Origin of the sequence: Streptomyces sp. KR55 (genome assembly GCF_052245645.1) — a bacterium.
Classification (GTDB): Bacteria; Actinomycetota; Actinomycetes; order Streptomycetales; family Streptomycetaceae; genus Streptomyces; species Streptomyces flavusporus.
In genome coordinates, this window is the sequence record NZ_JBQQCE010000525.1 from 1 (window position 1) to 6,625 (window position 6,625).

The following is a 6,625-nucleotide window of genomic DNA, read 5'->3' on the forward strand; positions in this document are numbered from 1 at the left end:
GCCTGGGCCGGGGCGGCCGGGGCCGGGGTGGCCGGGGCCGGGGTCTGAGCCGTGGTGGTGGTCTCCGCGGCCCCCACGGCCGCGGTACCCGCCGGAGCCGGGGCGGACGGTGCCCCCGGCTTGTAGTCGGCGAAGAAGTCCCACCAGGCGCGGTCTACCGAATTCGGGTCCTGGAGGTACTGCTGATAGATCTCGTCGACGAGCCACTCGTTGGGACCGAACGCGGCAGCGGGGTTCTTGCCCGCTTGATCGGCGTCGGTCGAGATGCTCGATGCGTTACTGGGGGACTGTGGCGACACGGCGGCAACCGCCCTCTTCCGCTTCACAAGGTGATGGACAGCGGGAATCAAGGCTACGCCTCCATGACCGAGAAGGTCAGGCCGGGCCCGTTCATCGTCGCGTAAGTCACATCTGAGCACGTGTTTCGGGGATGGAAATGGCGGGAAACAAGCGTGGTTCCGGTGTGAAAGGGGTGCGTTGACCCGGACCCGGCGCATACGAGACGCGGGCCTTCGCCTGATCACACGTGTCCTGCAGCGCGGACGCCCGTGGATCTTGTGGCTCCGCTTCGAACTTTACGTCAACTTGGCACGGATGGCAGTCCCGGAAGGGTGACAAGGATCCGGCAACCCCGCTCGGATTCGGCCACGCCGATCTTGCCGCCGTGCAGATCCACCGCCCAGCGGGCGATCGCCAGGCCGAGGCCCGTGCCGCCGTCGCTGCCCGGACCGTGCGGCCGGCTGACGGCACCCCGGTTGAACCGCTCGAAGACCCGGTGCCACTCCGACCGCGGAATGCCCGGACCCTCGTCCAGGACCTCCAGCTCCAGCGACTGGGGCAGCGCCCCGCGCCGCGCCTTCACCGTGACCCGGCCGTGCGGGGGGCTGTGCTTGACCGCGTTGTCGATCAGGTTGGCGACGACCTGGTGGATCCGCTCCGGGTCGGCGTGCGCGGTCAGCTCCGGCGGGGACACGTCGAGGTGCAGATGGACGTCCGTGCGGGTGTGACTGCCGGAGCCGGAGGCGATGCCCGCGCGCGCGGAGGCGACCATGTTGGCCTCCTTCAGCACCCCGGACAGATACGGCCACACCTCGAACCGCCGCATCTTCAGCGGTACGACGCCGTTGTCCAGACGCGACAGGTCGAGGAGCGTCTCCACGAGCCGTCCCAGCCGCTCCGTCTGCTTCAGGGCCGTCCGCATGGTCTCCGGGTCGGCCTCCGTGACGCCGTCCACGATGTTCTCCAGGACCGCGCGCAGCCCGGCGATCGGTGTGCGCAGCTCGTGCGAGACGTTGGCGACCAGTTCCTTGCGCTGGTTGTCCTGGGCCTCCAGGTCGTCGGCCATGCGGTTGATCGTGACGGCCAGGTCGCCCAGCTCGTCCCGCCGGTTCTCGCGGACCCGGCGGGTGTAGTCGCCGTGCGAGATGGAGCGGGCCACCGTGTTCGTCTCGTCCAGGGGTGCGGTGAGCGAATGCGCCACGAACTGCGTGATCAGCAGGGTGGCGATCATCGAGAAGACCGTGATGAAGCGCAGCTCGGTCTCGGTGCGCACCGCGATCATCATCAGCCCGGTGGTGATCAGCACCGAGATGACGACCAGCGCACCCAGCTTGGTCTTGATCGAGAACGGGCGTACGCCGCCCCAGGGCTCCCCGGGGCTCCTCCGTGCGGCCGGCCGCCCCTCGCTCATGGCGTCGGTGTCTCCAGGGCGTAGCCCACGCCGTGCACCGTGCGGATCCGCTCGGCGCCGATCTTCCGCCGCAGCGCCTTGATGTGGCTGTCGACGGTACGGGTGCCGGAGGCGTCCGCCCAGTCCCACACCTCGGCCAGCAGCTGCTCACGCGAGAGCACCGCGCGCGGCGTGTTCGCCAGGCAGACCAGCAGGTCGAACTCGGTGGGCGTCAGATGCACGTCCTCGCTGCGCACCCGGACCCGGCGCTGTGCGTGGTCGATCTCCAGCTCGCCCAGGCGCAGGATGCCGGTGCGCGGAGTGGCGGCCGCGACCGCGGCCCGCTCGACCCGGCGCAGCAGCACGTGTACACGCGCGGCCAGCTCCCGGATCGAGAACGGCTTGGTCATGTAGTCGTCGGCGCCGACGCCGAGGCCCACCAGCATGTCGGTTTCGTCGTCGCGCGCGGTGAGCATCAGTACCGGCACCGGCCGCTGGGCCTGCACCCGCCGGCAGACCTCCAGACCGTCGAAGCCCGGCAGCATGATGTCGAGAATCAGCAGGTCGGGCTGCCAGGCCTCGGCGGTGTCGACGGCGGCCGGGCCGTCACTGGCCGTCTGTACGAGAAATCCCTCGGCGCGCAGGCGGGCCGCGATGGCGTCGACGATCGTCGCATCGTCCTCGACCACCAGCACCCGGCGCTGTGCGCCCGGGGTGGTCGCCGCCGTGCCGTTGTGGGAGGTGTGTGTCTGCTCCATCGCCCGCCCCTGAAGTGTGCTTTCCGGAATCCGTGGGGTGATCCCATGACTGCGATTGACGCTTGAATGATCGGCGTCAGGGAAGCAGCGTACGGGGAGTCACCGCAGCTCGGCTATCCAGGTCGTACGCCGAGATGCACGGCGTCCGGAACGCCCCGGGCAACGGGGATCTCTTCGGTACGCACATACCGGAAACCGGCATTCCGCAAGGATCCTTCAAATTCCGGGGAGGGCTGCGCCGACCACACGGCGAGCACGCCGCCGGGCCTCAACGCCCTTGCGCAGCTTGCCAGTCCGGCCGTGGAGTACAGCCCGTCGTTCCCCTCCGTGACGGTCCATCCGGGCCCGTTGTCGATGTCCAGGCACAGTGCGTCGAACGTGGCGGAAGTCTCATTGACGAAGTCGATCAGATCCGCTTCGACGATCTCCGTACGGCTGTCGGCGAGGGCCTCTCGGGACAGCTCGGCGAGCGGTCCGTCGCGGTGCCAGTCGATGACGGCACGCTCGCGCTCGACCACCGTGATCCGGCCCCAGCGGGGGTTCGCGGCGGCGTGTGCGAGCGAGAATCCGACGCCGAGACCGCCGATCAGCACCGCGGGCACCGCCCTCCTGTCCAGGGCGTTCAGTGCCGCGTCGACCAGCCGTCGCTCCGATCGTCCGTCGGAGGTGTCCATCAGGAAACAGCCGTTGACGATGATCTGCAGCAGGGTGCCGTGCCGGCGCAGCACGACCTCGCCCGAGGGGCCCTCACGACGGTCCAGGACTTCGGGGATGTCGTAGGTGGTGGCCATCTGCCCATCTTGGCACCTCGCTGACGGCATGTTGACGGAATAACGGTGGGAGTGGCTCGGTTCCCGGCGGCGTTGACACAGGGGTGGCGAAGGGGCCCAGCGGCGGCCGGGAGTGATCGCTCAGAGCGAACGGGCCCAGGGGAACATTCGGCGGCTCCCGCGCATTGAGTCGGCATAGCTCAACTTGACTGCCTAAGGGGAGATCATGGCTGCTGAGTCAACGGCGTTCACACCGCTCACTCTGCCCGTGCTGCCGCTCGACGGCGAGGTCGTGCTGCCCGGGATGGTGGTCCCGCTGGACCTGAGCGACGCCGATGTGCGGGCCGCGGTGGAGGCCGCCCAGGCCGCTGCCCGGTCCGAGCCCGGAAAGCCCAAGGTCCTGCTGGTGCCCCGGATCGACGGGACGTACGCGAGCACCGGTGTGCTCGGCACCGTCGAACAGGTCGGGCGGCTCGCCGACGGTGACCCCGGTGCCCTGATCCGGGGGCGGGGGAGGGTGCGGATCGGCGCCGGGACGACCGGGCCGGGTGCCGCGCTGTGGGTCGAGGGGAGCAGGGTCGACGAGAGCGTGCCGGAGCCGCTGCCCGGGCACGTCACCGAACTGGTCAAGGAGTACAAGGCCCTCGCCACCGCCTGGCTGAAGAAGCGCGGCGCATGGCAGGTCGTCGACCGTGTGCAGGCCATCGACGACGTGTCCGCCCTGGCCGACAACTCGGGGTACTCGCCCTTCCTGACCCTCGATCAGAAGATCGAGCTGCTGGAGACCGGCGACCCCGTCGACCGGCTGAAGCTCGCCACCCAGCAACTGCGCGACCACCTCGCCGAGCAGGACGTCGCCGAAACCATCGCCAAGGACGTCCAGGAGGGCGTCGACAAGCAGCAGCGCGAGTTCCTGCTGCGGCGGCAGCTGGAAGCCGTACGCAAGGAACTGCGCGAGCTGAACGGCGAGAAGGACGGCGAGGAGTCCGACGACTACCGCGCCCGCGTCGAGGCCGCCGACCTGCCCGAGAAGGTCCGTGAGGCCGCCCTCAAGGAGGTCGACAAGCTGGAGCGGTCCAGCGACCAGTCGCCCGAGGGCTCGTGGATCCGGACCTGGCTCGACACGGTGCTCGAACTGCCGTGGAACGAGCGGACCGAGGACGCCTACGACATCCAGGGCGCCAAGACGACCCTGGACGCCGAGCACGCGGGCCTGGAGGACGTGAAGGAGCGGATCACCGAGTACCTGGCGGTGCGCAAGCGCCGTACGGACCGGGGCCTGGGTGTCGTCGGCGGGCGGCGCGGAGGTGCCGTGCTCGCGCTCGTCGGGCCGCCCGGCGTCGGCAAGACGAGTCTCGGTGAGTCCGTCGCCCACGCCATGGGCCGCAAGTTCGTCCGCGTCGCCCTCGGCGGTGTCCGCGACGAGGCCGAGATCCGCGGTCACCGGCGTACGTACGTCGGCGCGCTGCCCGGCCGTATCGTCCGCGCCATCAAGGAGGCCGGGTCGATGAACCCGGTCGTGCTCCTGGACGAGATCGACAAGGTGGGGTCGGACTTCCGCGGCGACCCGGCCGCGGCCCTGCTGGAGGTCCTCGACCCCGCGCAGAACCACACCTTCCGCGACCACTATCTGGAAGTCGAACTCGACCTGTCCGACGTCGTCTTCCTCGCCACCGCCAACGTCCTGGAGGCCGTCCCGGAGGCCCTGCTCGACCGGATGGAGCTGGTCCGGCTCGACGGCTACACCGAGGACGAGAAGATCGTCATCGCCCGTGACCATCTGCTCCCGCGCCAGCTGGAGCGGGCCGGTCTGGACAAGGACGAGGTCGTCATCGACGAGGGCGCGCTGCGCAGGCTCGCCGGCGAGTACACGCGCGAGGCGGGCGTCCGCAACCTCGAGCGGTCCATCGCACGGCTGCTGCGCAAGGTCGCGGCACAGCACGAACTGGGCGAGCGGGAGCTGCCGGTCACGATCGGGGACGGTGACCTGCGGGGTCTGATCGGACGACCGCACCACGTACCCGAGTCGGCCCAGGACCCGGCCGAACGGCGCACGGCGGTACCGGGCGTGGCGACAGGCCTCGCGGTCACGGGGGCGGGCGGTGACGTGCTGTATGTCGAGGCGTCGCTGTCCGACCCGGAGACGGGCGCGGCGGGCCTGACGCTGACCGGACAGCTGGGTGACGTGATGAAGGAGTCGGCGCAGATCGCGCTGAGCTTCCTGCGCAGCCACGGCGCCGAGCTGGAACTCCCGGTCGCCGACCTGAAGGACCGGGGCGTGCACATCCACTTCCCGGCGGGTGCGGTGCCGAAGGACGGCCCGAGCGCGGGCATCACGATGACGACGGCACTGGCGTCACTCCTGTCCGGCCGCCTGGTCCGTACGGACGTGGCGATGACCGGCGAGGTCTCGCTGACCGGCCGCGTCCTGCCGATCGGCGGCGTGAAGCAGAAGCTGCTCGCCGCGCACCGTGCGGGCGTCACCACCGTGATCATCCCCAAGCGCAACGAGCCCGACCTGGACGACGTCCCGGCCGAGGTGCTGGACAAGCTCGACGTCCACGCCGTCACCGACGTCCGCCAGGTCCTCGAACTGGCCCTGTCGCCGGCCACGAACGGCGCGGAGCCGGAGGTTCCGGTCGCGGCGTGACGGACGTGACCGGACAGGCAAGGCCCGGGTCCCGTGAGGGAGGCCCGGGCCTTCGCCATGAGTGCGTATTAACAACCTTTACCCCTTGTGTTGTCAAGTCACGAATATTCGGAACATGACCCTTTTATATAGTTCCGGCCTACTTGAAGTGAGGCCTCACCGGAAACGCCGGAAATGAAAAGGCCCCTCCGAAGTAGGAGAAACCCGTGACTCACACCAAGGAAAACAAGCAGGAAATCCGCCAGAAGCGCGGAATCCGTGCCGCGACCATCGCGGCTTCGGGCGTGGTGGCCGCCGGAGGGATCATCCTCCCGGCGAGCGCGGCCTCGGCGGCCCCGATGCCCGAATCGCCGACCGTGAGCACGGTCGCCACGCATGGCGACCACGGGCACAAGCAGTGGAACTGCAAGTGGCACAAGCACCACAAGTTCGGGGAGTGGCACAAGCACTGCAAGTGGCACAAGAACCACGACCACCACTGGAATGACGACCGCGACCACCGCTGGAATGACGACCGTGATCATCACTGGAAAGACAGGCACGATCGCGACTGGAAGGACAGGGATGATCACGACTGGAAGGACAGGCACGACGACTGGAAGGACTGGCGCGATTACCTCTGGTAACGGCGGCGACGTCGGCTGATCCCGACAGAACCACGCCGCGAACCGAACCGCACCGACTCGCTGCCCCGCCGTCCCTCCACCGGCGGGGCAGCGGCAGTGCGTCGTCGACCTGGCGCTGCCGTTGGTCTACGCCTGCGAAATACTGAGAGAGC

At 69.2% G+C, this 6,625-nt stretch carries 6 protein-coding genes; 2 read left to right on the forward strand and 4 right to left on the reverse strand.

Features of this window, described 5'->3' with window-relative positions; genetic code table 11:
- The 4 genes from ACTWQJ_RS44115 to ACTWQJ_RS44130 form a co-directional block, all read right to left on the reverse strand.
- The coding region (locus ACTWQJ_RS44115; protein ID WP_443312029.1) for a 2-oxoglutarate dehydrogenase E1 subunit family protein at positions 1-299 on the reverse strand (299 nt) is incomplete at its 3' end.
- A gap of 281 nt (positions 300-580) precedes the next feature.
- Positions 581-1,690 (reverse strand): sensor histidine kinase, encoded by a 1,110-nt coding sequence (locus ACTWQJ_RS44120; protein WP_443312030.1) that lies wholly within the window; start codon positions 1,688-1,690, stop codon positions 581-583.
- Positions 1,687-2,427 (reverse strand): response regulator transcription factor, encoded by a 741-nt coding sequence (locus ACTWQJ_RS44125; protein WP_129800686.1) that lies wholly within the window; start codon positions 2,425-2,427, stop codon positions 1,687-1,689. The genes ACTWQJ_RS44120 and ACTWQJ_RS44125 overlap by 4 nt, the downstream gene beginning before the upstream one ends.
- Positions 2,428-2,540: 113 nt before the next feature.
- Entirely contained in the window at positions 2,541-3,218 is a 678-nt protein-coding gene (locus ACTWQJ_RS44130; RefSeq protein WP_443312031.1) for a spermidine synthase, read from the reverse strand.
- A gap of 205 nt (positions 3,219-3,423) precedes the next feature.
- On the opposite strand from ACTWQJ_RS44130, the gene lon reads away from it, so the two are divergent.
- Positions 3,424-5,847, forward strand: a complete 2,424-nt coding sequence (gene lon / locus ACTWQJ_RS44135) for an endopeptidase La (RefSeq protein ID WP_443312033.1) — start codon at positions 3,424-3,426, stop codon at positions 5,845-5,847.
- Between the two features lie 206 nt (positions 5,848-6,053).
- Positions 6,054-6,473, forward strand: a complete 420-nt coding sequence (locus tag ACTWQJ_RS44140) for a hypothetical protein (RefSeq protein ID WP_443312034.1) — start codon at positions 6,054-6,056, stop codon at positions 6,471-6,473.
- Positions 6,474-6,625 lie beyond the last annotated feature (152 nt).